The sequence below is a fragment of the Psychrobacter proteolyticus genome, assembly GCF_038155145.1.
In the GTDB taxonomy this organism is placed as follows: domain Bacteria; phylum Pseudomonadota; class Gammaproteobacteria; order Pseudomonadales; family Moraxellaceae; genus Psychrobacter; species Psychrobacter proteolyticus_B.
In genome coordinates, this window is the sequence record NZ_JBAKAY010000001.1 from 201,925 (window position 1) to 228,275 (window position 26,351).

A 26,351-nucleotide genomic window follows, 5' to 3' on the forward strand; every position below is an offset into this window, starting at 1 on the left:
AATGCCGTATCAACCCTTAAGTATTCAATCCAGCACTTTTTGGTCAGTCGAAGACGTTAAATGGATGCGAGAGGCAATTGAACTTGCTAAGCAAGGTGCTGAGCGAGGAGAGGTGCCGGTAGGTGCGGTATTGGTACATGACCAGCAAGTTATCGGCCAAGGGTTTAATCAACCTATTAGTAGCCATGATGCTACTGCTCATGCAGAGATAGTTGCATTAAGAGACGCTTGTACGCGTTTAGAAAACTATCGACTGCCGCTACAGACTACTCTATATGTCACTTTAGAGCCTTGTACAATGTGTATTGGTGCTCTAATTCATGCGCGTGTAAACAAGCTGGTGTATGCAGCGAGTGAACCGCGTGCTGGGATGGTTGGTAGTCAAATGGACTTATCATTAAAACCTTTCTACAACCACAGTATACAGGCGTATAGTGGATTATGCAGCAAGCATAGCAGTCAAATACTAAAGTCATTTTTTCGTGAGCGTAGGCAAGCGGCAAAAAAGAATAAGGCTAATATGTAAACTAAAAATACTAATAAATAAGATATCAGTCTTGGTGCTAGTGGTCACGATGATTTTTTGCTATAATATTGCCCTATTTGATAGTACCTATTTTAATGGGCTATTAAAGACTTAACATACGAATAAATATTGTTTTATTAATGACATACGATAAGCGATATAAGTAACGCATATTATTGAGTAAGTATTATGACTAGTTCTACACCTGATAATGTTTTACTCAATACAGAGGATAGCCATACATCATCAGTGCGCTACCCTGTTATTTGTATCGATGGTCCTAGTGGCGCTGGTAAAGGCACAGTTACATGGCGTCTAGCACAAGTGTTAGGCTATCAGTTGTTAGACTCTGGTGCGCTTTATAGAATTGTTGGTCTAAAAGCCTTTGAAGCAGGTTTGATTAGCGCAGATGCTAGCCAACCAATTGACGAAGATGCTGTATTAGCATTGACTGAAAGCTTAGAGATAGCGTTTGTACCGAACAATGACTCAGGGCGTGTAGATATCATTGTTAATGGACAAGCAGTAGGTGAGCAAGTACGCAATGAAACGGTTGGAGGCTATGCATCACAGATAGCTGTTTTTCCACAGGTTCGCCAAGCATTGCTCAAGCTACAACAAGATATGGCCACTCGTTCTGGTTTGGTTGCTGATGGCCGTGATATGGGTACGGTCGTTTTTCCAGATGCTGATGTTAAGGTGTTTTTGACGGCCAGTGCTGAAGCACGTGCAGAGCGCCGTGTGACTCAGTTGTTGAACGCTGGTCAAACAGCAGATTTTGAGGCAGTTTTAGCGACGATAAAAGAGCGTGATGACCGTGATGAAAATCGTAGTACAGCGCCATCGAAGCCTGCGGCAGATGCTTTATTACTTGATAGCTCAGCATTGAATGCTGATGCAGTATATGAGCAGGTCAAAAAGCATTGCCAAGATAAAGGTATGTTTTTTACTAGCTAGTCATTTAATAGCTAGTAAAAACAACATATTAAGTACTAAAAAGTTTCCTATTAATCATTGTTTTAGTATAAAATAATACGGTTAAGTTAAATTTTATTAAAGCGGTAAGAAAAACCTATTTTGTTTAGGGTATTGCAGTCGATATAAGACAGTTGTTGTTAGTCAGTTTTAATTACGATGAGCTCACTATCAACAAACGTTTTTTTATATGATTGCATGGGATATAAAACCAGTATTTCGTTCTATACAATCATAAATTTGATCCGTACTGTGCTGGACAGGATACGGCTATACAAAGGTAGACATAATGGAATCATTTGCTGAACTATTTGAAGCGAGCATTGAAGAGCAGGGCCTAGATATCGAGCGTGGCTCGGTTATTACAGGTGCTGTTGTGGCCATCGATAGCGATTGGATCACAGTAGATACTGGTCTTAAATCTGAAGGTATCGTCGCTCGTGAAGAGTTTTTAAGCGAAGAAGGCGAACTTGAAGTTGAAGTTGGCGATAGCGTTGATGTCGTAGTTGAAGCGGTTGATAACGGCATGGGTCAAACCTTGCTGTCACGTGAGAAAGCTAAACGTGTTGAAACTTGGAACTTCCTTGAAAAAATCGCTGATAACGATGAAATCGTTAAAGGTATTATCTCAAGCAAAGTTAAAGGCGGTTTCACTGTAGATATCGGTTCAGTACGCGCGTTCTTACCAGGTTCATTGGTAGATGTACGTCCTATCCGTGATACAACGCATCTTGAAGGCAAAGAGCTAGAATTCAAAGTCATCAAACTTGACCAGAAGCGCAACAACGTTGTTGTTAGTCGTCGTGCAGTTATGGAAGCTGAAAACTCAGCTGAGCGCGAAGAGCTATTGAACAAGCTTGAAGAAGGCATCGAGATCGAAGGTATCGTTAAGAACCTTACTGATTACGGCGCGTTCGTTGATCTAGGTGGTATCGATGGTCTATTGCACATCACTGACATGGCATGGCGCCGTATCAAGCACCCATCTGAAGTTGTTGAAGTTGGCCAAGACCTAAAAGTTAAAGTATTGAAGTTTGACCGTGAACGCAATCGCGTTAGCCTAGGTCTAAAACAACTTGGTACTGATCCTTGGGATAACGTTGGCGGCACTTACCCAGTAGGTAGTGTTGTAAAAGCTCGCGTAACCAACTTGACTGACTATGGTTGTTTCGCTGAGATTTCTGAAGGTATCGAAGGTCTAGTACACGTATCAGAAATGGATCATACCAACAAAAACATCCACCCATCTAAAGTTGTTCAAGTGGGCGATGAAGTTGAAGTAATGATTCTTGATATCGATGAAGAACGTCGTCGTATTAGCCTAGGTATCAAACAAACTCTAGCTAACCCATGGGATGAGTTTGATAAGAAACATGAGCGCGGTGATAAAATCACTGGTACTATCAAATCAATCACTGACTTCGGTATCTTTATCGGTCTAGACGGTGGTATTGATGGTCTTGTTCATCTATCTGATATCTCTTGGAACGAAACTGGCGAAGATGCTATCCGTAACTACAACAAAGGCGACACCGTTGAAGCAATGGTATTGTCTGTAGATGCAGAAGCTAACCGTATCAGCCTAGGCGTGAAGCAGTTAAGCTCTGATCCATTCAACGAATACCTAGTCAACAATGACCGTGGTGCTATCGTTAATGGTAAAGTAAAAGAAGTAGACGCTAAAGGCGCTACTATCGAACTTGCTGACGAAGTTGAAGCTTATCTACGTGCTTCTGAAATCCAACGTGACCGCGTTGAAGATGCAACTAAGCATTTGACTGTTGGTGATGACGTTGAAGCGAAAATCATCAGTGTTGATCGTAAAACACGCAACATCAACTTGTCTATCAAAGCGAAAGATGAAGCTGAAGAGCGTCAAGCGATTAAAGATCTTGGTAGCACGAACACTACTGCTGCTCCAGGTTCTGATGCACAGCCAAAAACTATTGGCGATTTGATCAAAGAGCAAATGCAATAAGCTGCAAACTATTGATATAAAAGTAATATAAAAAAAGCGACTTCGGTCGCTTTTTTTTATGATTAGATTTTATTAACACAGTTAGTAATAGAGGTTTTTAGCCAAATGGGCAAACTCTTATTCCCATTTACGCTAATATCCGCTATCATTTGCACCATTGAGTAACGAGATGATAGTTATAAGCTTTTTATAGTCATAATATGATTCTGAATGTTAGTTTTCAAAGATTCAGTATATATAGTTTAATTATACAAACGCATTTACGTACTATAGAGCGTTGACTTATCATCAGCTTATCCATCAATCAACAAGGCAAGCGTAATAATGCAGCAAGCGATTAACAAATCCGAATTTATTAGTAATTTGAGTGCAAACTGTGACAACATGGCAGATACCGTGGTTGATGACGCAGTGCGTGAAATCTTAAACTTGATGACCCATACTTTAGCCAATGATGGCCGAGTCGAAGTTCGCGGATTCGGTAGTTTTTGTCTACATCACCGCCGTGCCCGTATGGGACGCAATCCTAAGACAGGTGAAAGCGTACCTGTACCGGCTAAAGCGATTCCACATTTTAAGCCAGGCAAGGCTTTACGCGAAGCAGTAAACGATACGGTAGCAAACGGTTAATCAAACCAGCACTGACTATCTAACCGTCAAAATTTATCATTCCAAACTGAGGTAACTGTCTCATGCGCTTTCTACTATTTGTATTGCTATTCTTGAGCTTTGCCTATTCACTTGGTTTGGTATTAGCAAATAATACTGAGGTCGGAGTCAACCTACTGTTTTCACAAGCACCTACGATGAATCTAGGGTTGCTACTTATTTTGTGTTTAATGCTAGGTATTGTTATTGGTATTTTACTGGCATTACTTATCTTTCGTGTGCTACAGAATAAGTGGGAAATCTCACGTCTGCAAAAAGCAAACGCAAACCTGCAAGAGCAATTGACTCAAGCCAATACAGTTATCGATCGTCAAGCAAGCGCGCCAACAGTAGATGAAGCTATTTATGGTGCTTCTGCTACTAACGTGCACAACACCGATGCAACTAGCCTAACTGAAGGCTCTACTCTGACTAAGCGTAGAAGAGATTAAGTCGTTAGGTAATCTTTTATGTGATCTGCTAGGTGATAGCTTAACGATCGCAGTACTGACCTCAAATACAATACTTTGATAACTTCAAATATATGGTAAAACCATGAATAATGTAATTAACTCTCCAGTTGTCGTCGCTCTAGATAATATGACGGTAGAGGCGTCTCTAGCGCTAGCTGACCGGTTAGATCCATCCCAATGTCGATTGAAAGTCGGTAAAGAGCTGTTTACGCGTTGTGGTCCTGATATCATCAAGGCACTGCATCAACGTGATTTTGAAGTGTTCTTAGACCTAAAATTCCATGATATTCCAAATACCACTGCTCAAGCAGTATTGGCTGCCGCTGAACTTGGTGTATGGATGGTGAATGTCCATGCTAGCGCAGGTCTAGAGGCCATGTCGTTGGCAAAACAGCGCTTGCTAGATAGAGATCTCGATACCTTGCTCATCGCAGTTACCGTATTGACCTCTATGGATAGTGAAGCGTTGATGCAAACAGGCATCACTGATAGCTTAGATGCCCAAGTCAGCCGACTAGCACAACTGACTAAGCAAGCTGGTCTTGATGGGGTAGTTTGTTCGGCTCAAGAAGCAAAGGCACTTAAAGCATTATGTGGTCAGGATTTTAAACTGGTGACGCCTGGTATACGCCTAGCTGAAGACAATGCAGATGATCAAAAACGTATCTGTACACCAAGTCAGGCACTAATAGACGGTTCTGATTATTTAGTCATTGGCCGTTCGATCACTCAAGCTTCAGACCCTGCTGCTAAACTACAGACAATACTTCAAAGTATTTAAGTTTGAATAGATGTTAAGAAAAAGAGACAGCCTAAATGGCTGTCTTTTTACTTTTTGATGGTCGAGGAAAAGCTGCTACACTACTTAAATTTATTCTTACAACCTTTCTAAAATATAATAACTATATCAAAAACGCTCATGTAGCTAAATATCAGTAGTACTACTATGAGCATTTATCGCTAATTAGATTCTTAATAATAACGCCACTAGATGATGTTGGATAATATGAAATTACAGATATTGAGTGACTTACATATTGATAGTTATGCACGTCAATCGCACCCCGTTGGACATATTCCTAAAACCGATGCAGATTTAGTATTAGTAGCAGGGGATACTGCTAATAGCGACAAAGGTATGCCGTGGTTGCAAGAACAAGCGGCGCGCTTAAAAGTTCCCCTGATTACTATCGCTGGTAATCATGAATACTTTGATGAAGACGTGTTGAACTTTGACCATAAACTGGCAACTTGGGATAACTATGATACTGCGTCTAAAAAAGGGGTTCGCGTATTACAATGTCAGCATATCGATATCGGTGATACACGCCTTTTAGGTTGTACGCTTTGGACAGACTATCAGTATCATGCTAACGAAGACACCATGGCCGCTGCTCGTCATTTTATGCGTGACTATAAGCAGATTTACGCAGGCAACGAACTGTTTTCGCCTGAAGTATCTATGCAGATTCATGCCAAGCATCGTCAGTGGCTACAGCAAGCTTTGATGGAATCTCATAAACTAGGTAAAAAAACAGTAGTCATGAGTCATCACAGCGTCAGTGCGTTATCCGTGTCTGAAAAATATGCCAATCTACCGAGTAATGCGGCCTTCGTCAGTGACTTGTCAGGATGGATGCATGAGGATTGGGCACCGATGCTATGGGTACATGGACATACTCATGAAGCATTTGATTATAAAATTGGTAATACGCGAGTGATTGTCAATCCACGAGCCTATCCTAATGAGGTCAGTAGTACTGCATTAGAGTTTGCATGGGACAAAGTCATTGATATTGGTTAGGACTGTGTGTAAATATCTGGCAAACCTCCATTTATTCTAGACATAGACTATTTTGAATAAAGCGTTTTTCTGAAAGAGTACATAGTATTTATAAGATATATTGCAACTAGATTTGTCTGTGGTTCATTCCTGATAAGAAATCTGCTAGGCTTGCTATCATGAGTAAATATCTAAATAACACCCTGTCCAAAATATCTGCTGACAAGCTTGCGAATCACACACCAAGCGCGGCTGCACCTTCGCACCTACCAGATAGTATGATCTCCTCCGTCAGCTTATTGCCTGAAAATAAGCGGCTGATACTATTTACTAGGCACTCTTTACGCGAGCGCTCTGATGGTAATGGTTTTGCCAGCTATCAGTTACCGTTGACTCCTAAAGGCCGTATACTAGCAAAGTCTTGGGGTCGTTGGTTATCAGGTCATCTACCATATTCGCTCGACGTTGATAGTATCTCTAGCCCGATTGGGCGTTGTATCGATACCGCGCAGCTGATGCAAGAGGGGGCAGGACTGCGGCGTGATATTACACATCAGTCGCTGTTGGTGGAGCCTGGTAGCCTCGTCACCGAGCCGGAAATAGCCAACCCTGTGTTCAAAGAAATTGGTGTCCTGAACTTTATTAATCGCTTTTTGCAAGGCAATCTCGAAGGGACTAAAAACACCTATCAAGGCGGTTTGGATATCCTTTCGCTTTTTTACCAGAATCAGCCGCAGCATTGCCATCTGATGCTTGCTGTGAGTCATGATACGTTGCTATCTGCGTTCTTAGCAGTTATGTTCGATGTGGTAGAGATTGATTGGAATGATTGGCCAAAGATGATGGAAGGCGTGTTCTTATGGTTCGATGATAAGCCATTTGATCAAGCGAGCGCCCATTTTATTTGGCGGGGTCAGGTATATACTCGGCCGATTAGTTCATTATTAGACGGTTATCGTGCAGCTGGCTACCATCCTAGCAAGTTGCTATTGCCGCCAGAAGTTCAGTGGAATTGATGTTTTATTCAAAGATTGAGATGATTCCGTAGGGAAGCTGTTCATTGAATACGTGTTGAATAGGCATAAAAAAACCTTGCCACGGTATTATAACCAGTGACAAGGTTTTAGTCATTACGCTATAAAAGCGAAATGCGGTCTAATCAATACAAATCTTAAGCTTGTAGGCCTTTGATTGTTTTGTTTAGGCGGCTCTTACGACGAGCAGCTTTATTCTTATGAATAATACCTTTGTCAGCCATACGATCAAGAACTGGTACCGCTTTTTTGTAAGCTTCGGTAGCCGCGTCATAATCTTTAGCTGCGATAGCCGCATCAACACGTTTTAAGTAAGTACGAACCATAGAGCGTTGTGACGCAGAGTTCTGACGACGTTTGGTGTTTTGACGGGCGCGTTTACGAGCTTGTGCAGTATTAGCCACGCGTATCTCCTTGATAAAGATAGATAAAAATATGAATGTTGATTGCAATAATGGGTTTAACAATCATCGGTGACGAGCAGCCGTCTCGTCAAATATGATGTCGATGTCTGATATTAAAGTATCTAATATGAATAGAGCATCGTAAGCGTCAGAGCTGTTTGGAATAATTAAACAGCGTTGACGTGTAAAGCCGATTATCTTAGCAAATTATTGAACTAAGGACAATATATTTGATGATTAATGCTCAAAGAAGTTACGTAATATCATCGAATTTGGGTCATTCTAGTAACTAAATCAATAGTAAGCGCTGATAGACGTAGAGGGTTGATAAAATCTCTTACAATATATCCTATATAATAGCGTCAGTTATTGAGGAATTTAGGTATGATATTCTAACGATAGGCCTTGATATAGGTATTTTCTCATCAATATAGTTCATCAAATGTTATATAAGTGGATAGGATATGCAGCGAAAAGCAATTGTGATTGGCGCAACGGGGTTAGTAGGGCAGCATTTGGTAAAGCAACTAAGTGAGCTTTATGACACATTGATTGTGATTGCTCGTCGTCCGCCACGCTACATTAATGCCAGCATGCGTTTTTATCAAATCAATGATTTTGATAATCTCTCTGAAGTGTTTGCAAGTGTTGGTGCCGATCGAACTACGGATGCTTTTAGTTGTTTGGGTACGACAAAAAAGCAGGCTGGTAGTGATGAGGCTTTTCGCAAGGTAGATCGAGACTATAACGTAAATTTTGCCAAGTTATGTCGTGACAAAAGGGTAGAGAATTTCTTTTTACTCTCCTCAATGAATGCGGATATTGACAGTCGTTTTTTATACAATCGAGTCAAGGCTGAGACAGAGCAGGCTGTTATGGCATTAGATTTTGGCCAATTGGTCGTCTTCCGCCCGTCATTATTGCTTGGTAAGCATAAAGGTCGTCCGCTTGAGAGCCTTGGTCAAAAAGCCTTTAAACTCATTTCGCCGCTCGTGTCAGAGTCACTATCGTTACATCCTATCTCTGCTAAACGCGTTGCTAGTGCCATGGCCATGAGTGCTCATGATATCTATCATCGTAGTAAATATCGTACTGAACCTCAAATCAAGCATATCGATATTATCGAAAATAAGCAGATGCTAGCGATGACTCGTGTCAAAAAATAAAGTACATTTTTTCTAGTGACAGACTCAGTCTCACAACTGGAAATCTACAGATATCGATTGTTAATTGCATTGGGACAAGATTGCATTAAAACGAGAATACAAGAGTAAAAAATACAATAACTATTATCAAAGTATCAATAAGTATTTGAATACCAGTCAGTTGAATCACTAAAAACAAGGAGCAGGAGCAATGTCAGAATCGATACAAATGGATAGAGGGAATTTTGTCACTTGTGATCTATTGGATGCCAATCCTGAGTCGCAAGTATGCTTACCAAATATCGAAGGCAAGTCATTCCGTCAGTTTGGTGCGAAAGACAAATTCTGCGGTGAAATCGTGACGGTTAAGTGCTTTGAAGACAATAGCCGCGTTAAGTCACTATTGAATAGCGGTGGCAAAGACAAGGAAGGTAATGGCAAAGTATTGGTCGTTGACGGCGGCGGCTCTATGCGCTGTGCACTACTAGGCGATATGATTGCACAATCAGCTATCGATAATGGCTGGGCTGGGGTAATTGTATATGGCTGTGTCCGCGATGTTGATGACATGGCAGAGATGGATCTTGGCGTGATGGCGCTTGGTTGTATCCCGCGCAAATCAACTCGTCGTGATGAAGGTCAAACGGATATCGAAATTAGTTTTGGTGATTTGACGTTGAATTCGGGTATGTTTGTTTATGCTGATAACAATGGCATCATCGCTAGCGATAAACCACTTATCAGCTGAAGCTTTAGGCCTGGCTTGATTAGTAAAAACAAAAACCTCAGCTGATAAGTTGGGGTTTTTTGTTATGTAACGACAGTTAAAGCGCAATAATCGTTGTTAACCCTCAATCATTAATGAGTAAACTCTTAAGTGACAAACCGTTACGGCATAAGTTTTGGTAATTGCTCAAATATTCGTATAATAGCTTTCTGACTCCTTAACTTTGATCCTATTCTTTATGCCTATTACTGCTCTGACTGACGCGTTTGACCCTATTAACCAGCAGTTGTTCCCTATCCAAAATGCCGAGCGGCGTTGGCTAGCGCCTGTCCATGGTGCGGTCAGCAGTTTGTGGCTGGCAAGCTTGGTTCAAACACCTATGTGGAATGTTGCCGAGCGATTAAAGGTCGTGGTGGCACGTGACCAAAACCAACTTAATCAAATAGAGACCGAGCTGGCATTTTGCGGAGTCGATGCTTATGTGTTCCCTGACTGGGAAACATTGACTTATGATGAGCTGTCTCCGCATCAAGACATCGTTAGTGAGCGCATCAACCTGCTGACGGATATGCCAAGATCAGGTGTGCTGCTTATCTCCGTACAGGCGCTGATGCATCGCGTTGCACCGCCAAGTTGGCTGATTGGTCAGCATTTTGATTTGAGTGTCGGTGATCAGTTTGATATCAATACGCAACGTGGGCTGTTGGCAAAGGCAGGCTACCGCGCTGTTGAAAATGTCTTTGAACCAGGTGAGTTTGCAGTGCGTGGCAGTATTATTGATATTTTTGCCATGGGTCAGCCTTTTCCGCTGCGTTTAGACTTGTTCGATGATGAAATCGAAACGATTCGCTTTTTTCATCCTCAAACCCAGCGCACATTGACCGCTGATGATCTCAAAGCGATGTTAACGGGCAACGATACCAGCATGGCAAAAGAGTCGCTGTCGTTACTGCATAAGATGCCAGATATCTCAAAGCCTATTCAGCAATTTCAAATACTGCCAGCAAAAGAGTTTCCACTTGATGAAGGGCGTGAGACGTTTCGCACGAACTTTGCTGCGATGTTCCCTAATACCAGTAGTCGTAAGTCTGAGCTGCACAAAGACGTAATGGCAGGGATTGCTAGTAGCGGATTAGAGTATTATCAGCCGCTATTTTTTGACTTAAAAGACTGGGAGGCGGAGAGTAGTTTATTTTCCTATTTACCAAGTGATGCATTGTTTATCACCGATGAATTAATCAATGAAAAACAAGCTGATTACTGGTCACAAATTCAGCGCCGCTACGAAGAGCGTCGCCATGACATTGATAAGCCTATCGTAGAGCCAGCAATGCTGTATCTATTATCTAACGCGCTTAATGAGCAGTTAAACCAGTATCCAAGAGTAATATTAAGTGCTCGTGATGAACTGGCTACAATGAATGATGTGGCAGTGCCAGAAAGTATAGATGCCTCACAAATACCATTGCCATCGAGTGTCACTAAACAACAAGGACTGGTGACATTAAGTGCTCAAGAGCCGCCACAATTAGCAGTCAATCATCAAAAGTCTGAACCATTATCAGAATTGCTCGACTTCTTGGATACGCAATCAAAGACTTCAACACCCGTACTAATCGTTGCAGAGACTGCAGGCCGTCGCGAGATTCTCATTGAACTGTTTAAGGGCAAGATTGATATCAAGGCGTATGATAGCTTTGAGGCGTTTTTAGCCGCAGATAAAACCAACGCTATTAATAACAGTCATTTGCCGCATGTTGGTTTGACCGTAGCGCCAATTGAGCGCGGTGTCTATGTGCCTGAGCGCTTGGTGTTGATTAGTGAGACACAGCTGTTTGGTCGTCAAGTATTACAGACGCGCCGTCGTCGTCAAAGCGGTGTGTCAGAAGAATTCTTGGTCAAGAGCGTCACTGAGATAACAGACGGCAGCCCAGTGGTTCACATCGAGCATGGTATCGGTCGTTATAATGGCTTGATTACCTTAGATGTGGGCGATGGTGAGCAAGAGTTTATCCATTTAAAATATTCTGATGACGCTAGTATCTATGTTCCAGTGGCCAATTTGCAAATGATTAGTCGCTATAGTGGCGGTGATCCTGCCTTAGCACCGCTACATAAAATTGGTAGTGGTAAATGGGACCGAGCCAAGCAAAAAGCATTAGAGCAAATTCATGACGTTGCTGCTGAATTGCTCAATATGCAGGCAAGACGTGAGGCCAAAGTTGGCATTCATTTTAAGATAGACCCATCACAGTATGAGCTATTTGCCAGCCAGTTTGCCTTTGAAGAAACCGCTGATCAGGCCAACGCCATTCATGCGGTTATGGAAGACATGAGACAAAACCAACCGATGGATCGTCTTATTTGTGGCGACGTTGGTTTTGGTAAAACAGAAGTCGCGATGCGAGCGGCGTTTATTGCCGTTAGTGCTGGTTATCAGGTTGCCGTACTGGTGCCTACCACATTGCTTGCCGGTCAGCATGAAGACAATTTCCGCGATCGTTTTGCAGATTGGCCAGTCCGTATCGAGAGCTTATCGCGCTTTGGCGGCAAAAAACATCAAGAAATGGTATTGGCTGATTTGGCCGCTGGTAAAGTAGATATCGTCATTGGTACTCATAAACTGCTACAACCAGATGTGAAATTTGCCAATCTTGGACTGATGATTGTTGATGAAGAGCATCGCTTTGGAGTGCGTCATAAGGAGCGTATCAAGGCCATTCAGACTGATGTCGACAGCATGTCTATGACAGCGACTCCGATCCCTAGAACACTTAATATGGCGCTCTCAGGCATGCGCGATATGTCGATTATCGCCACGCCACCTGCCCGTCGTCTTGCCATCAAAACTTTTGTGATGCAAAAGACAGAAGCCTTGATGAAAGAAGCCATATTGCGTGAGCTTCTGCGTGGTGGGCAGGTCTATCTACTACATAATGATGTTGCCAGTATCGAGCGTATGGCAGAGACCATTCGTGACCTAGTGCCAGAAGCGCGAGTAGGGGTGGCACATGGGCAAATGCAAGAGCGTCAGCTTGAGCAGATCATGCAACAGTTTTATCATAAAAAGTTCAACGTGTTGGTTTGCTCTACCATTATCGAGACGGGTATTGATGTGCCCAATGCCAATACGATTATCATTGAGCGCGCTGATAAGTTTGGTCTCGCGCAATTGCATCAGCTGCGCGGCCGAGTAGGGCGTAGCCATCATCAAGCGTATTGTTACTTACTAGTGCCTTCTCTGAAAGGCCTCAAAGGTGATGCCAAGCGTCGTTTGCATGCGATTGAACGCGCCAATACTTTAGGTGCAGGTTTTATGCTGGCAAGTGAAGATTTAGAGATTCGCGGCGCAGGGGAGATATTGGGTAAGCAGCAGAGTGGCAATATGCAGTCGATTGGTTTTAGCTTATATATGGATATGCTTGAGCGTGCGACTAAAGCCATTAAAGCTGGCAAAGAGCCTGATTTAAATACACCATTGTCATTGACCAGTGAAATCAACTTACACAGCTCTGCTCTTATTCCAGAAGAGTATTTACACGATGTGCATCAGCGCTTATTGTTCTATAAGCGTATTAGTAATACCGATGATAAAGAAGCATTGACCGATATTCGTACGGAGATGATAGATCGCTTTGGTGCACTGCCAGATCAAACCAAGCAATTATTCGCCATTCATGGATTACGTTTACAAGCAGAGCCGCTCAAGATCAGCAAAATCGATGCCAATAGTAGTAGTATGACGCTGGAATTTGCGCCTGATACTCCAGTTGATGCGTTAGCGATTATCAAGTTGATCCAATCAAATGGTCAGCATTATCGTATGAATGGCGCATCTGGCATCCGTTACCAAAATAGCGATAAATTAGCCACACCGCAGCAGCGCGTGACGGTCATACAAGAGCTGCTGCGCTATTTTAGCGAGCACATGGTGACAGAGCCTGCTTAGTATATAGCTGGATATCAAGTAGGCTCAGTAGTGATACTAAGGCAATAAGTCATGGTGCTATTTTATCAGCCAGATAACTGATAAAATAGCCAAACTAACTTTTTAACCTTCTATATTTTTATTTGCATTAAACAACAAGAGAACCGTCATTATGTTCCAACTTCATCATAAACTTGCTGCTGATAGTTTTTTAGTGGGGGATTTTCCATTATCCACTTGTCGTTTAATCAATGACTGCCAATTTCCTTGGCTGATATTAGTGCCACGTGTATCCGGTATCAAAGAGTTATATGAGCTGTCTGAGGCAGATCAAACACAGTTCTTACGAGAGTCGAGCTGGTTATCGAGCCAGTTAGCCAAAACCTTTCAAGCTGATAAAATGAATGTGGCCGCTCTTGGCAATCAAGTGCCACAACTTCACTTTCATCACATTGTCCGTTATCAGAATGATATGCAATGGCCAAACCCAGTATGGGGCGTACCAGCTGTTCCATATACTAAAGAAGTATTGGCACAGATGCAGCAAACGTTGATGATGGCGCTACGTGGTCATCACCAAATGCCGTTTGATTGGCAAATGTAATTATCATTCTATCCTGCATTCAATAAGAGTAGATTGAATTTAAATTCAATATGTAAAAAGAGAGGCCAGATACTTAAATGTATCTGGCCTCTCTTTTTATTTAAATTTTAATAAAACTGTAAAATAGCAAATAAACTAGACAAAAGGTCGTCTTTTAGTCATCAGTAACCTTGTTTTACCTTATTTCGAAAGTATAATATATTATTAGATATATCTTATGATAAATCGTCATAAGGGCAAATGATGCACGTGTGCTAGTGTGATATATCCTTGTCTCTCATATCGCTCGAAACATTTAAGTGAAACTCATATGACCTTCTCAGAGACACTAAAATCAAGGTCGCCGCTGAAAGATGCTGGAGTTTGTCGTTTCGATTATCCAGAAGTTTTCGTTTTAATAATGACGGTTGTTTTGCGTGCTATATATTACGACTTCCGTCCTATCTCAATGGCACTATTGGTTATTATTACATTGCCAAGTCTCCTGATCCTGATATACAACTACCGACGTCAAACTAGCTTTTGGACGTCTAACATCGTTATTATTCTATTATCAGTTGTCATTGGCTCCCTACAATTTTGTATGATCATATCAATCAGCTTGGCTGTTTTGATTGGTATACGTATCATTCTTAGCCGGCCTGAGAACCAGCTCAAATTGCTTACAGTGTCATTTATAACGGCTATTGTTTTTTATTACGTGGGTACCATTTTAAGTAATGATGAATTGGACTGCGGTGATAGTTGGCTACCACCTACAGTACTGCTAGCTAGTATGATTGTTATCCTATGTCAGTTTCGACGTATGTATCAAGAATATATTGGTTATAAGGCTTCCGCCCATAAGGCAGCGGGACGCCTGAACACTATGGTATCAGTGATCAATAAGCTTACCCGTTTTGTACCGCCACAAATTTGGGAGCCTATTGTCAAATCGGATAGCCCTGTTAGGGTCTCTAATAAACGCGCAAAAATAACTATCATGTTTTCGGATATTGTCGGCTTTACCGAGCTGTCTGATAGTCTAAGTTCTGATAATTTGGCAGATATTCTCAATACTTATATGCATTGCATGACGTCGATCGCTGATAAGCATGGTGCAGTGCTTGATAAGTTCATCGGCGATGGTATGGTATGTTTCTTTGGTGAACCGAATAGCCGTGGCTCGCGTCAAGATGCGCTAGATTGTGTGGCAATGGCAATTGATATGCGCCGAGAAATGCGCACCTTACGCCAGAAATGGCGGTTGATGGGGTTTGAAGGTTTATATATACGTGTTGGTATCACCACTGGCTACTGCCACGTTGGTAATTTTGGTAGTAATAGTCGATTAAGCTATACCATCATTGGCAAAGAAGCCAACCTAGCTTCTAGGCTTGAGTCCTGTGCGGGCAAAGATCAGATATTGGTCAGTGAAAGCACTTACGATTATATATGCCATAACTATGAATGCGAGCACGTTGCCGCATTTTGCTTAAAGGGTATTGATGAGAAGGTCGATGCATGGCAAGTACTTGACCCTAGTGCCAGTACAGGTCATTTATCTAAATGGGTCGACCACACATTGCCCGGTTTCAATTTGCATTTGAATTTTAAAGATATGAAAGACAATGATTATCAAGATATTAGAGCTCGTTTGAATTTTGCACTGGAACGCATCGAGCAAGAGGAAGAAAAAGTAGTAAAGAGCATAGCAGCAGAAAGTAAGCGTGAGGATGCCAATCGCAAGTAAGTGTTTTAAGTCTATCGTCTTAAAATTGTATATAGAAAAAGGCCAGATATCACATAGCTGGCCTTTTTTAATCTTAACTAGAAAGTATCATCAGTGTTTAATGATTTTCTTTAGCATGGTTGAGGGTATATTTAGGAACTTCGATGGTCAAATCCTCATCATCAAGCATGACCTGACAAGACAGACGTGAGTCAGGCTCTAAGCCCCAAGCACGATCAAGTAGATCAGCTTCGATATCATCCATCTCATCCAAACTGTTGAAACCTTTACGTACTACAACATGACATGTGGTACAAGCTTTTGACATCTCACAGGCATGCTCGATTTTAATGCCTTTTTCTAATAGTGCTTTGCATAAGTTTTCACCAGCCTGTAGCTCAACTTCTGCGCCTTCAGGGCAAATTTCGTGGTGGGGTAGTACGGTAACTTTTGGCATAAATTATCTGTCCGATGCTAATCAATTTAAAAAATATTAGAAGTTAGCTTAACGTGTCAGTTAAGCGATATATGTCGATGTATTTATTACCAGTCTTTGGCACTAGTACCTGCCATACTGGTCTTGACGCTCTGATTCATAATACGTGCAGCAAAGGCGTCACTATGTGGCTTGAGCTGTGCTTGTTGTGCTTCAATAAGCGCTAAGTCATCAGTGCTAAGAGAGTTACGTAGCGCCTGTATATGCTCTGCTAATGACTGTTGTTCTTCAGTAGAAAGCAACGCCGCAAATTCGTTAAGTGCCGACTCTAGGGCAAGTACTTCACGTTCCGCTTCTACCTTTGTCTCAATTAAAGAACGCGCATTTTTGTCTTCTTCTGCGTGCTTGAACCCTGCAATCAGCAACTGTTCTTTTTGCTCATCTGATAGACCATAAGAAGGCACAATCTCGATTTTGCTTTCTGTTTTGGTCGTAGTTTCTTGCGCACTGACAGTAAGCTGACCATTAGCATCAATACTAAAGGTGACTTCAATACGAGCAAACCCAGCTTTCATTGGTGGGATGCCATACAGCTCAAAACGTCCAAGTGAACGACAGTTTTCTACCGTTTCGCGCTCACCTTGCACGACGTGAATCACCATGCCTGTTTGACCATCTTGGTAAGTAGTAAACACTTGACGTTTCTTTACAGGGATAGGCGTATTACGTGGTATCAGTACTTCAACCAAACCACCCATGGTCTCAAGACCTAGTGATAATGGCGTTACGTCCAATAACAATAAATTGTTGTCACTATCACCATTAACCAATTGATGAGCAGTCTGGGCAGCACCTAAAGCAACAACCTCATCTGGATTTAAACGGCAAAGTGGCTGCTTAGCGAAAAATTCAGTCACGACTTGCTGTACGGCAGGCATACGAGTCGAGCCGCCCACTAAGATAACTTCATCTAGATCTGTAGTAGACAGCTTGGCATCGCGTAGGACTTGTTCGCACACACTGAGCGTACGGCGGCTAACAGGCTCTACGATAGTTAGCACATCTGTACGGCTTAATACGCCTTGATAAGACTGACCATTGACAACCACATTGATGTCCACTTGCTCAGCGTCAGTCAATGCTTGTTTATAAGCTTTGGCTTGTTGAGCTAGTATTGATTTGTCGTGCAGGCTTACGTCTTTTGGGTCGATATTTAATTGTTTAATAATCCAATTGGTAATAAGGCGATCAATATCATCACCGCCTAGGGCGCTATTACCACCAGTTGCCAATACTTCAAAGACACCATCGGTAAGCTTTAAGATAGAGACATCAAAAGTACCACCGCCCAAATCATAGATTAAGTAATAGCTTTCTTTTTTACTGTCTTCTGATAATTGGTCAAGCCCATAAGCAACTGCCGCCGCTGTTGGTTCATTGAGTAAACGCAATACGTTGATACCCGCTGCTTGAGCGGCATCTTTGGTTGCTTGGCGCTGTGCTTCATCAAAATAAGCGGGAACCGTAATCACGGCACCTTCAATACTATCTGCAGGTAAAGCGCTTGCTGCACGTTGCTCAAGAGCGGCTAGTATACGCGCCGATACTGCAACAGGAGAAACCTCACCTTGAGCCGTTACAAATGCAGGCATATCATCTTTATTGCCAGATAACTCATAAGGATGAGAGAATTTGATATCAGTTTGACTACGACCCATAAAACGCTTAGCCGAGACGATCGTATTTTTTGGATCATCTGCTAAATGTGCTAGGGCGTCATAGCCAACCAATGGCGTACCAGTAGCTGGATAATAGACAACAGACGGTAATAATGTATCTGTCGCTGCGCCTGCCTCTAAGACTTGTGCCTTACCTGAACGCACCACAGCAACCAACGATCGTGTAGTACCAAGGTCGATGCCCAAGCCAAATTTATGTTGGTGAGGTTGAGCGCTTTGATTGGGTTCAGCAATTTGCATTAAAGACATAAGGATAACTCAGAGATAAAATAAATAAGTGAAATGGAGCAAATATAACATATGCAGTACGAGAGCTTAACGTCGGTAATTTCATTCCATGGAATAAGGATTCTGACAGTTTGATGCGCTTAGACTCAAAGATTATACGGTATCACGGTCACTATTTTAACCAAATATATAGAATTTAGCTTGTTAGTGAGAGTCATAACCACAGATGTTTAGACGTATAAGTCATCATCATCTGAATGCGATGAATTTGCAACATCATCAAGCCCAGTCGTCACATCAGCATTTAGCTTAACTAAAAATTTTAGCTTCTGTGTCGCATCAATCGCTGTTTGCCAATCTTGATTTTGATAAGCATTATTAAAGCGTTCAGATTGATTTGCTAGACGCTCTGTAATTTGAGGATGTAATTGCTGTAAGGCTGCAAGATCTTTGTCCTCGATAGCATCATCTAGATCCATACGCATCTGCATCGCATCTTCCAAAAAGTCCAAATCTGCGATTGAATGCTCTATGTTTTGTGCTTGATCTGCCATGTCTAATAAATAACCGGCACGACTATCAGGAGCGCTTAGCGTTTGATACGCTTGATTAATTAAAGCCGACGCTTTTTCAGACTGCAACTGTGCTTGAACCATATCGGTCTGGTTTTTGGCGACATTATCAGGATGAAAGCGTTTTTGCAGCAATCGCAAACGTTGCTCTAGATTACTTTGGTTGATTTCAAATTGTACAGGCTGCTCAAATAGGGCAAAGAAGTTATCAAACTGTGGTTCTGAAGTAATATCTGTCATAATCTGATGCCTTGCTTTTTTATTTGTTTTTGAAGTCATGACCTAGCTAAGAATACTGAATCGCTTGGCTGCTCAACTACATTAGCCATTTTTCGTAGCAATAGCAGAGATATTGCACTATTCTTATGAAAGCTTGGTGAAGCATAAATCTATCAGTTTTCAGCCATTGAACAATTAAACTGTAAACGACTCACCGCAACCACATTCACCTTTTTGGTTAGGATTGGTGAATTTAAAGCCTTCGTTTAAGCCTTCTTTTTCGTAATCCATCAACAAGCCGTCTAAATATACGAGGCTTTTAGGATCAATAAAGATGCTAACACCGCGACTTTCATAACGCGTGTCGTTTTCATCAGGGGTATCTACAAACTCTAAAACGTAAGCCAAGCCCGAGCAACCCGCCGTACGGATACCAACTCGAATGCCTTCACCTTTGCCGCGATTGTCCAAAAAGTCTCGAACATGCTGAGCGGCGCGTTCTGTCATTTCAATCATGCCAACTCCCATTGACTATTAATCATAAATATCAATAAAAAATCTAGATAAACTGGTAATCAGAATTATGAAATTACCAAAACAATAAGCTTGCGACTATTAGAAAACAAAAGGTGACAATTACATAAGTGTCATTGTCACCTCTTTAGCGTCAGTAGCGATTATACATTGCTACTTTAGCGTTGCTAGTACAACATAGCGCATACGCTAGCAGGCTTAGCCTAGCTTAACCTAGATCGCAGCTTCTTCTGCTGGAGCTGCTACGCCATGCTTACCTTTATAGTCGCTAATAGCGGCTTTAATAGCGTCTTCTGCAAGTACAGAGCAATGCACTTTTACTGGTGGTAATGCTAGCTCTTGAGCGATATCGTTGTTTTTGATTTCGCCAGCTTGATCCAAGCTCTTGCCTTTTAGCCACTCAGTAACAAGCGAGCTTGAAGCAATTGCTGAACCGCAGCCATAAGTTTTAAAACGTGCATCTTCGATAATACCATTATCGTCGACTTGGATTTGTAGACGCATTACATCGCCACATGCTGGGGCACCGACCATACCGGTACCAACGTTTTTGGCGTTTTTATCAAGATTACCAACGTTGCGTGGGTTTTCGTAATGATCAATAACTTGGTCACTATAGGCCATGGGGTTTTCTCCTAGTTAGATGATGAGTAGTCGTTTATCAACTTTAAATGTCTAACTACTCATCGATAATTGGGGTCAAACGCTTAATTTAATTGTCTGATCAATTGTTTAATAAATATATATTGCTAGCTATACTAAAAAGCTATATTAGAAATTAATGCTCAGCCCACTCGACTGAGTTTAGATCAACACCTTCTTGGTACATATCCCAAAGTGGTGATAGGGCACGTAATTTGTCAACAGCTTCGTGCATCTGTTTGATAACAGTATCGATGTCTTCGTCAGTGGTATAACGGCCGAAGCTGAAACGGATTGAACTATGTGCCAATTCATCTGGACGACCAATTGCACGTAGTACATATGATGGCTCAAGCGTTGCTGATGTACAGGCTGAACCTGACGATACAGCTAAGTCTTTAAGTGACATCATCAATGACTCGCCTTCAACGAAGTTAAAGCTGATGTTTACAATATTTGGTACGCTATTCTCAAGATCACCATTTAAGTAAATCTCTTCGATGTCTTGTAGGCCATCCCAAAGCTTTTGACGTAGTTTGGCTGCATGTGCATGGTCGGCTTCATAGCTTTCATTAGCTAAAGCAAATGCTGCGCCTAGACCAACGATCTGATGCGTCGGTAGAGTACCTGAACGCATACCGCGCTCATGACCACCGCCATGTTGCTCAGCTTTCAAGCGAATACGTGGCTTACGACGAACAAACAATGCGCCGATACCTTTAGGGCCGTATGCTTTATGACCTGAGAAGCTCATCAAATCAATTTTCATTTCTTCAAGATTGATTTTTACTTTACCAACAGACTGTGCGCCATCAACATGGAAAACTACGCCAGCTTCGCGAGTGATTTCACCAATCGCTGCAACATCAGTAATAGTACCAAGCTCATTGTTCACCATCATAAGTGATACTAAAATCGTATCATCACGTAGTGCTTCTTTTACTTGCTCTGGCAGGATAAGACCTGTGCTTGGCTGTGGCTCAAGATACGTAATCTCAAAACCTTCTTGCTCAAGCTCACGGCAGGTATCTAATACAGCTTTATGCTCAATTTTACTGGTAATAATATGTTTGCCACGAGACTGATAAAAATGTGCTGCACCTTTAATGGCTAGGTTGTCAGACTCAGTTGCACCAGAGGTAAAGACGATTTCGCGTGGATCAGCGTTGATAACTTCAGCAACTTGACCGCGAGCAGTTTCTACTGCTTCTTCCGCTTGCCAGCCGTAACCATGTGAGCGTGAAGCTGGGTTACCAAAGACACCATCTACAGTCAAATACTCGCTCATTTTAGCAGCTACTGATTTAGCAACTGGGGTAGTGGCGGCATAATCTAAGTATATAAGGTTGTTATGTTGGCTCATGCTGGGTTTGCCTCGCTGTTCGATAGAGTAATAGTATTAATGTCTTTTATGGAAATATCTTTTGTAGAGGTGTGCTGACGCTCTGAAACTGACTGCACGTTTTCCATATCTAATAATTGCGCTAATGTTATATTTTTCAAGTACTGCTCGATATGATTTGATAGTGCACACCACAGATCGTGAGTTAGGCACATTGTACCACCTTGACAGTCACCGCGTCCTTCACACTGCATCGCGTTTACTGACTCATCAACCGCAGATATGATGCTCATCACATCTATCTCATTCAATGGTTTAGCTAGGTGGTAACCACCTGCCGCACCGCGAATACTCGTGACAAGGCCGCGTTTGCGAAGTTTAGAAAATAACTGTTCAAGATACGAGATTGAAATCGATTGCCGTTTGGCGATATCGGATAATGATACAGCACTGTCTTGTTGGCTGGTCTGTAATGCCAAATCTAATAATGCGGTAACAGCGTATCTGCCCCGAGTAGTCAAACGCATGTGTTATCTCCAAACTTGATGTCATTTATGTTTAACAACGATCTTAGCCAAAAGTCTTAATAAGTACTCATAAGATAAAAAGAGCAACCAATAATACGTCAGCTAAGTTTTGTCTTATCGTTATTGAACAACAGATGATTAACCCGATGTGTGCAACGATTAAGGTAATTATACTTAATCCCGAGTAATTTAGTCAAGATTAAAGTGTGGTTCAATGGTTAATCAAGCTTATTGCTGTAATTGATAAAAACAATGATGTTTAGAAGAGATATATGAGTGAGACATAAGCAGCTTAATTTGTCTGCTACAGATACATTTAACGAAGTAAAAAATAAGCGTTCAATATCTATAGAAGACATTGAACGCTTATTTATAAGTAATTCAGCGAACCAAAACTAATTCATCAATAGTGCGATAACTGAACCGATCATAATGATAAGCGCAACAACAGTGACAATCATCAACGTTTTTTGCTTGCTCTGAAGCTCTCTCACGGTTGTTTCAAGTTCACGGTTCTTAATGGTCAAGGTATTAATCTGTGTTTGCTGTTCTTTAATACGAAGTTTGTAGTTATTCTTTTTTTCTTCCAAATCAGCTTCTGTAGGTTTGGTTTTAGTCTTGCCACCCTTTATCTTTTTGATCAGCCCCTGAATCAAGCTGCCAAGCCCAAGTTGCATAATAAACTGTTTGACCAGTTGTACTTGAATTGACTCACCGCGCATCTGTAGCTTTTCAGTGGTTTCGCTATCATGAGTCGTGATGGCATTGATAACTTGAATACTGTAGGCATTGATAACCACGTCAGGCTCACTACGACCAATCGGCAGCTGAGCATCTAGTAACACGCCCTTGGTACTAAAGGTGGCAAATACTTCTACATGTGGTAAATACAGGCGAAGCGCCACCACGGTGCCTTGCTTAGCAAGCGGATAAGCGGCCTTACGCAGTTCAGGATCCAAACGTAACAATAATGTCAGCGCCGACTCGATAAATACTAAAATGATATTAAGAAAAGAGTGAGACAACGTAGAACGCTTCATGTAAGTAATCCGTTTTTTATTTAGCAAGTTTTAGATATTTAGCAAACAGAAGTCTGTATTTGCCCAATACTTGCAGTGATATTTTGCTTATAGTAACGTCTTTATAATAAAAAGTAACGCTAGTTTCTGTAGTGGCTAAACTATTACATTACAATTTAGCAGTCAATAAAGACACTCTTATTTATGACCAGTAATATACAAACTTAATGTATAGCAATGCACAGACGGCAATTGACAAATCTGACAAAGCGTAGAAAATAGGAAAGCCAATCGTCTCAGTTATGCAGAGCCACTTATATATAAATTCCTAACGCTTTGCGTAACATTAGGTGTCAAATACGTAGTATAGAGCACAAAAATATGTAAAATCGCTTGCGCTCCTTATGCTGCCTTGATATAAAGACGATAACAAAGAAGAACCTGTTAATGCGCCAGTTAGGTAGTTTTTATTGCGTAAGCACCATGAGAGCGTTACAATACTTGGCGTGAGCATTTATTACCCCCTTAAACTTGAAGGAAATTTTATGAATAAGTCAGAATTAATTGATAGCATCGCAGACAAAAGTGGTCTAAATAAAACCCAAGCTGGTGATGCACTAAACGCTGTTATGGAAAGTGTTGGCGAAGCGCTAGAAGCTGGTGATAGCATCTCATTAGTTGGTTTTGGTACTTTCAGTGTAAAAGACCGCAAAGCACGTACTGGTCGTAACCCTAAGACTGGCGAAGAGCTAAGCATTCCAGCAAGCAAAGTACCAAGCTTCAAAGCTGGTAAAAACTTAAAAGAGCGCTTGAACTAGGCCGCCTTTTTAAGCGTAAAATGATAGTCGGTGGTTCATAGCTGAAGTAATGAGCTAGCCATCGAAGAGAGCACCTAATATTTAGGTGCTTTTTTTTATCGCTATAGTTTGTATCATGCGTCGTGAATATTTTGAGTCTGCATGAAAAATCACGTATCATAGGGCGCGCGATAGGTGTGTCATTTAAGTCAGATTTCTTTAGTAAATTTTGTTTTTTACTATAAAATGCATACGCTCTTACTCTTACCATTGCGAGCTTAGATAGCACTGATGTTGGCAGGTTGCACTTAACAGCTCCTAACAGTATTACAATGGTTTTTCATCAATATAGGTTAATAAAGCAGAGATAACTATGGATAAATTGCGCGATTTCTTAAAAAGCTGGCCAGGTCGCATTTTATTGATTTTATGCCTATCGCCGCTCGCTCTCTTGGGTGTCGAAAGCTATTTTGGCGGCAACGTCGATCCCAACCAGATTGCGCAGGTAGGTGAGGCAAGCGTAGGACTGTCCGAGTATCAAACTGCTGTCAATAGCCGTCGTTCTGAAGTGCTAGAGCAAGTCGAAGATGCCAGCTTGTTGAATGAAGATGTGCTTCATGAGCAAGTATTAAAAGGTCTAATCGACCGTACGTTGTTAGAGCAGCAAGCAGGTAAGCTTGGTATGACAGTGTCTGACGACACGATCAATCGTCTGCTGCGTCAAGAAGAAATATTCCAAGATGCAGAAGGTAACTTTTCAAACGATCAGTTTTCAAACTTCTTGCGTCAGCGCGGTATGACCAAAAACCAGCTATTTGCAGAATTTCGCAATCAGTTAAGCTTGGATCAACTAAATGCCAGTATCGTTGGTACGGCCGTCTATCCCATGCAAGCGGTTAGTCAATTGATTGACTTGCAACTTGAGTCGCGCAACGTTTGGGTGCATCGCTTTAATTGGCAAGACTATGCTGACAAAGTTAAGCTTAGCAAAGCAGACATTCAGTCCTACTATGATGCTAACAAAGACACATTGAAAAGTGCAGCGATGGTTGACTTGGCGTATATCCAGCTTAGCCCGCAAACTATTAAGGTTGATGAAGTAACGGCAGAAGAATTGCAGCAACAGTATGAAGCATATAAACAAAGCATTTCGGCTACTGATGAGCGCAAAGTCAGTCAGATTCTGTTTACTGGTAAAGATGCTAAGACACGAGCCGATAAAGTCAAAGCCCGTCTGAATAAAGGTGAAGCGTTTGCTGCGCTTGCTAAAGCAGAGTCGGATGATCCATCAGGTGAAACAGGTGGTGATATCGGACGCTTTAATCCTTCAGTATTTGGCAGTGATGCAGATACTGTGCAAGAGGCACTAGAAGGGTTGAGCGTTGGTGATGTGACTGCGCCTATCAAAACCAGCTTTGGTTATCAGATATTTACGGTTACTGAAGACAATGGCAAAAAGATTCCAAGTCTAGACAGTATGCGTGATGAGCTAACTGCGAAAGCAAAAGAGTATAAACGTCAGGAAGTCTATGCTGACAAAGTGACGTCAATCAATGATTTGGCAGCAGATGGTTTCAGTATCGAAGATATTGCACAGCAAGAAAATGTCAGCCTCAAGCGTATTAAAGATTATCGTAAAGTGAATAATAAGTCTGCACTACCGCAACCAGCAGTGGTTAAACAGGCCTTTGATGAGTTTACTATTCAAGATCAAGCGGTAACGGCGGGCGTAGAAGTTGGTAACGGTACCGTATGGTTACAGCCAAGCAATTATCGTCCTACTAAGACGCTTGCTTTGGCAAATGCAACTCCAAGAATCACTCAAATACTCCGTCAGCAGAAAGCGACAGCATTAGCTTTAAAAGATGCTAAAGCATTGGCTGCTGGTATCAAGACACCAGCTGATATCAGTAAGCAATCGGTAAGTTTCCAAGCACTGGGTGAGATTAACCGTCAAACGACGCAGCTAACGGACAAAGAGCGTGGATTGGCATTTAGCCAGCAAGCCGCTGATAACGGTGTTGTCGCGATCGCTAGTGAGACTGAGATGGGTGCAACGCTACTGGTTGGAGACCGTATTAAAACTGAGCAGCAGTCGCCACTGTCTGATATGCAAAGAGCGCAAACAGCCAGTATTATCCGTGACAATTTAGGCCAAGACCAGTTGCAAGACTATTTGGATTATCTACGTATGGTATATACGGTTGAGATTAATGAAAGCAACATGGCAAATGCGCAAGGACGCTAAGTATTTGCTAGTTTATTATATCTTAGATATTAAAAAAGCCACTGTATCAATTGATACGGTGGCTTTTTTTTGGATGATGCGTTAACGACAACTATCACAAATATTATATAGA

24 protein-coding genes are annotated in these 26,351 nt (G+C 41.8%); 15 read left to right on the top strand and 9 right to left on the bottom strand.

What is annotated here, in order from left to right; genetic code table 11:
* Position 1 precedes the first annotated feature (1 nt).
* The 8 genes from tadA to V6252_RS00815 all read left to right on the top strand — a co-directional run bounded on the left by tadA (position 2) and on the right by V6252_RS00815 (position 7,399).
* Positions 2-526, top strand: coding sequence for a tRNA adenosine(34) deaminase TadA (tadA, locus tag V6252_RS00780; protein ID WP_341608903.1), 525 nt, complete (start codon positions 2-4; stop codon positions 524-526).
* Between the two features lie 189 nt (positions 527-715).
* Positions 716-1,483, top strand: coding sequence for a (d)CMP kinase (gene cmk / locus V6252_RS00785; protein WP_341608904.1), 768 nt, complete (start codon positions 716-718; stop codon positions 1,481-1,483).
* A 307-nt stretch (positions 1,484-1,790) separates the two neighbouring features.
* Positions 1,791-3,479, top strand: coding sequence for a 30S ribosomal protein S1 (gene rpsA, locus V6252_RS00790; RefSeq protein ID WP_057759193.1), 1,689 nt, complete (start codon positions 1,791-1,793; stop codon positions 3,477-3,479).
* A 324-nt stretch (positions 3,480-3,803) separates the two neighbouring features.
* Positions 3,804-4,109 carry an integration host factor subunit beta gene (locus tag V6252_RS00795; RefSeq protein ID WP_057759195.1) on the top strand — a complete coding sequence of 102 codons (306 nt, stop codon included), beginning with the start codon at positions 3,804-3,806 and terminating at the stop codon, positions 4,107-4,109.
* A 62-nt stretch (positions 4,110-4,171) separates the two neighbouring features.
* Entirely contained in the window at positions 4,172-4,579 is a 408-nt protein-coding gene (locus V6252_RS00800; RefSeq protein ID WP_341608905.1) for a lipopolysaccharide assembly protein LapA domain-containing protein, read from the top strand.
* A gap of 103 nt (positions 4,580-4,682) precedes the next feature.
* A complete protein-coding gene (pyrF, locus tag V6252_RS00805; RefSeq protein ID WP_341608906.1) occupies positions 4,683-5,381 on the top strand; it encodes an orotidine-5'-phosphate decarboxylase in 699 nt (232 codons plus the stop codon).
* Between the two features lie 210 nt (positions 5,382-5,591).
* Positions 5,592-6,404 carry a metallophosphoesterase gene (locus tag V6252_RS00810; RefSeq protein WP_341608907.1) on the top strand — a complete coding sequence of 271 codons (813 nt, stop codon included), beginning with the start codon at positions 5,592-5,594 and terminating at the stop codon, positions 6,402-6,404.
* Positions 6,405-6,562: 158 nt separating this feature from the next.
* A complete protein-coding gene (locus V6252_RS00815; RefSeq protein ID WP_341608908.1) occupies positions 6,563-7,399 on the top strand; it encodes a histidine phosphatase family protein in 837 nt (278 codons plus the stop codon).
* 155 nt (positions 7,400-7,554) lie between these two features.
* Here V6252_RS00815 and rpsT read toward each other — a convergent pair whose 3' ends face one another.
* A complete protein-coding gene (gene rpsT / locus V6252_RS00820) occupies positions 7,555-7,821 on the bottom strand; it encodes a 30S ribosomal protein S20 (RefSeq protein ID WP_010200097.1) in 267 nt (88 codons plus the stop codon).
* Between the two features lie 464 nt (positions 7,822-8,285).
* Between rpsT and V6252_RS00825 the strand changes: the two genes are divergently transcribed.
* The 5 genes from V6252_RS00825 (at position 8,286) to V6252_RS00845 (ending at position 15,957) form a co-directional block, all read left to right on the top strand.
* The gene (locus tag V6252_RS00825) at positions 8,286-8,987 is read left to right on the top strand and encodes an NAD-dependent epimerase/dehydratase family protein (protein ID WP_296208019.1); all 702 of its coding nucleotides are present in this window, start codon (positions 8,286-8,288) and stop codon (positions 8,985-8,987) included.
* Positions 8,988-9,177: 190 nt separating this feature from the next.
* The gene (rraA, locus tag V6252_RS00830; RefSeq protein WP_341608909.1) at positions 9,178-9,714 is read left to right on the top strand and encodes a ribonuclease E activity regulator RraA; all 537 of its coding nucleotides are present in this window, start codon (positions 9,178-9,180) and stop codon (positions 9,712-9,714) included.
* A gap of 217 nt (positions 9,715-9,931) precedes the next feature.
* Positions 9,932-13,642, top strand: a complete 3,711-nt coding sequence (mfd, locus tag V6252_RS00835) for a transcription-repair coupling factor (protein WP_341608910.1) — start codon at positions 9,932-9,934, stop codon at positions 13,640-13,642.
* A 151-nt stretch (positions 13,643-13,793) separates the two neighbouring features.
* Entirely contained in the window at positions 13,794-14,225 is a 432-nt protein-coding gene (locus V6252_RS00840; protein ID WP_057759208.1) for an HIT domain-containing protein, read from the top strand.
* Positions 14,226-14,925: 700 nt separating this feature from the next.
* Positions 14,926-15,957, top strand: coding sequence for an adenylate/guanylate cyclase domain-containing protein (locus V6252_RS00845; protein WP_341608911.1), 1,032 nt, complete (start codon positions 14,926-14,928; stop codon positions 15,955-15,957).
* Between the two features lie 97 nt (positions 15,958-16,054).
* Here the strand turns inward: V6252_RS00845 and fdx are convergent, their stop codons facing one another.
* The 8 genes from fdx to V6252_RS00885 form a co-directional block, all read right to left on the bottom strand.
* The gene (fdx, locus tag V6252_RS00850) at positions 16,055-16,393 is read right to left on the bottom strand and encodes an ISC system 2Fe-2S type ferredoxin (protein WP_101206134.1); all 339 of its coding nucleotides are present in this window, start codon (positions 16,391-16,393) and stop codon (positions 16,055-16,057) included.
* Positions 16,394-16,479: 86 nt separating this feature from the next.
* A complete protein-coding gene (gene hscA, locus V6252_RS00855) occupies positions 16,480-18,360 on the bottom strand; it encodes a Fe-S protein assembly chaperone HscA (protein WP_341608912.1) in 1,881 nt (626 codons plus the stop codon).
* Positions 18,361-18,569: 209 nt separating this feature from the next.
* On the bottom strand, positions 18,570-19,151 hold the full coding sequence (gene hscB, locus V6252_RS00860; protein WP_341608913.1) for a Fe-S protein assembly co-chaperone HscB: 582 nt from the start codon (positions 19,149-19,151) through the stop codon (positions 18,570-18,572).
* Positions 19,152-19,325: 174 nt separating this feature from the next.
* On the bottom strand, positions 19,326-19,646 hold the full coding sequence (gene iscA / locus V6252_RS00865) for an iron-sulfur cluster assembly protein IscA (RefSeq protein WP_021814983.1): 321 nt from the start codon (positions 19,644-19,646) through the stop codon (positions 19,326-19,328).
* Positions 19,647-19,877: 231 nt separating this feature from the next.
* Entirely contained in the window at positions 19,878-20,288 is a 411-nt protein-coding gene (gene iscU, locus V6252_RS00870) for a Fe-S cluster assembly scaffold IscU (RefSeq protein ID WP_057759218.1), read from the bottom strand.
* Between the two features lie 154 nt (positions 20,289-20,442).
* On the bottom strand, positions 20,443-21,669 hold the full coding sequence (locus tag V6252_RS00875; protein WP_057759220.1) for an IscS subfamily cysteine desulfurase: 1,227 nt from the start codon (positions 21,667-21,669) through the stop codon (positions 20,443-20,445).
* The gene (locus tag V6252_RS00880; protein ID WP_057759222.1) at positions 21,666-22,175 is read right to left on the bottom strand and encodes an Rrf2 family transcriptional regulator; all 510 of its coding nucleotides are present in this window, start codon (positions 22,173-22,175) and stop codon (positions 21,666-21,668) included. Before V6252_RS00880 ends, V6252_RS00875 begins: the two co-directional genes overlap by 4 nt.
* Before the next feature lie 395 nt (positions 22,176-22,570).
* Complete coding sequence (locus tag V6252_RS00885) at positions 22,571-23,215, bottom strand: hypothetical protein (RefSeq protein WP_341608914.1); 645 nt, start codon at positions 23,213-23,215, stop codon at positions 22,571-22,573.
* Positions 23,216-23,739: 524 nt separating this feature from the next.
* Between V6252_RS00885 and V6252_RS00890 the strand changes: the two genes are divergently transcribed.
* The gene (locus tag V6252_RS00890; RefSeq protein WP_045445077.1) at positions 23,740-24,012 is read left to right on the top strand and encodes an HU family DNA-binding protein; all 273 of its coding nucleotides are present in this window, start codon (positions 23,740-23,742) and stop codon (positions 24,010-24,012) included.
* Between the two features lie 352 nt (positions 24,013-24,364).
* A complete protein-coding gene (locus V6252_RS00895) occupies positions 24,365-26,239 on the top strand; it encodes a SurA N-terminal domain-containing protein (protein WP_341608915.1) in 1,875 nt (624 codons plus the stop codon).
* The last annotated feature ends 112 nt before the right edge of the window (positions 26,240-26,351 follow it).